The organism is Chloroflexota bacterium, assembly GCA_015478725.1.
Taxonomy (GTDB): domain Bacteria; phylum Chloroflexota; class Limnocylindria; order Limnocylindrales; family CSP1-4; genus C-114.
Genome location: JADMIG010000085.1, coordinates 1 through 1,896, shown reverse-complemented (window position 1 = coordinate 1,896; position 1,896 = coordinate 1). Strand labels below are relative to the sequence as shown.

2 protein-coding genes are annotated in these 1,896 nt (G+C 67.4%); both read right to left on the bottom strand.

The window, feature by feature from the left end; genetic code table 11:
- Window positions 1-2: 2 nt before the first annotated feature.
- Window positions 3-1,079: a hypothetical protein gene (locus IVW53_15840; GenBank protein ID MBF6607035.1), complete on the bottom strand. Its 1,077-nt coding sequence runs from the start codon at window positions 1,077-1,079 to the stop codon at window positions 3-5.
- 100 nt (window positions 1,080-1,179) lie between these two features.
- Window positions 1,180-1,653: a hemerythrin domain-containing protein gene (locus IVW53_15835; GenBank protein MBF6607034.1), complete on the bottom strand. Its 474-nt coding sequence runs from the start codon at window positions 1,651-1,653 to the stop codon at window positions 1,180-1,182.
- Between the last annotated feature and the right edge of the window lie 243 nt (window positions 1,654-1,896).

The following is a 1,896-nucleotide window of genomic DNA, read 5'->3' as shown; positions in this document are numbered from 1 at the left end:
CCCTACGACCCCGTCGAGCGAGCGACGCCGACGGGTGCTCGCCCGGAACCCGCGCCATGGCCCGGGAAGGCTGTTCCGGGACTCGTGCCAGCGAGTCCGTCCCGCTCGACCTGCAGGCGCAATCGATAGAGGAGGTCCCACTCGTGCGTGGCGACATCCAGGTCCAGCAACGTCGCATCGATGGCCGCGAATTCGGCCGCCGCGACGGATGTCGATCCGGCGGTCGTCCGTGGAAGCTGACCGGCGAGGCGTTCGAGGCGGTCTTCCACCGCCTGCGACTCCGCACTCGTCGTCAGGTGAGCAGACGTCGTGGCAAGTCGGCTGAGGATCGCAGCTCGGGCCCTCGTCCGCTCACGTCGTGCACCGGAGATCGCGATGTCCGACGGATAGACGCCGATCTCCAGGGACTGCCCGTTCAGTTCCACGAGATGATCCGGGAGGAGCGCTCGAACATTGCCCCCGGCAACGCGTGCGAGGAGCTGTCCGGGCACCGTGAGGATTGACGGTGCATCCCTTGCGGTGACGAGCAGGTCGGCACTGCTGAGCGCCAGCTGGAGATCGGCCACCACGCGGTCGTAGCCTCCGGGCTTGACGACGATCGGGATGTGCGTGTCAGACCATCCGCGCCTCAGGCTGCCGACCTTTCTCACGATCCCGACCCCCGGAAGGAAGACGAGGACGACGCTGATCACGAGCGCGAGCGGATAACCCCTGAGGATCTCGCGAACGATCGCGAGGCCCGTGGGCCGTGCACCCTGAGCGGGGACGAGATATCCAGCCACGCCGATGAACAGGGGCAGGATGATCAGGCCGACCACGATCGCGACACCCAGCCAGACGCTGTCGATGAACGCCGGATGCGGCGTCGTGTCGAGCAGGAACCGGGCGACGATCGGCAGGAAGAAGCCGAGGAGCAGGACGATCCAGAGGACCGAACCCGCCAGCATGAGGATGACGAAGATCTGGTGGGAGCGGGGAACCCGTCCAAAGAGCAGACTGCTCGCCCACCCGAGCGCCGTGGTCAGCAGCGCTCCCGCGAACCGACCGGCGATCCCGAAGATGGAGATCAGGGTCGTCACGCACGAAGTCCATGGCGACCCACGATCCGCGGGACCTGCCGAGATGACGCCGAGCGAGACGCTCGGATCCGCCGCCCAGGAAGGCGGTTCGGCCCGGCGGTCATCGCTCCCGCTTGGCGGCGAGCGCCCGGACAGACGCCCTGGCGGTAACGTTCCGCGCCGCCATCCGCTTGCCGAGCGCCTCGAGCTCGGCGCGGTCGAAGGTAGTCCGCGCCTTCACGAACATGTCCGTCTCTTCTTCGTCGATGTGGTGCTCGACGTTCTCGCGCATCACCGACGCCTTGGCACCCCAGGATTCGTGGCTCGGCGGCATGTCCGTCAGCTCTCCGAGCAGGTTGTCGACGACGTGGTGTTCCTCGATGCCCTCGAGCACGAGGTCCCTGGCCCGCGGATGCGCCTTGAAGGCGGGATAGAAGATCTCCTCCTCGATGGTCTCGTGGACCGTCAGCGCGGCCTTGATCCGATGGAAGAGATCGCGTCGCGTGACCTTCGCTCGCGGAGTGGTCGCGTCGAGTCGAGCCAGGAGCCCCTTCACCCTGGCGTGATCTCGCTCGAGCATGGTGATCGCGTTCAAGGGTCTGGCAACTCCTGCGCACGTGGGGCGAACGGCGCGGTTCGACGATGGACTCGCGCCCGGCCCAGTCGACCGACGGTCAGCTCCGAGCGTAACGAAGCTGCCCGCCTCGGGGCGAGGATGGAAATCCGCCCGCCGCCGCCGAGCGAGACGAAGCTCCTCGCCAGCTTTGGTCGACTGCTCGGGCTGCCGACCCATCGGCGATGGTGTCGATCCTTCGGGCTGCATCTGCGCGGGATGCCC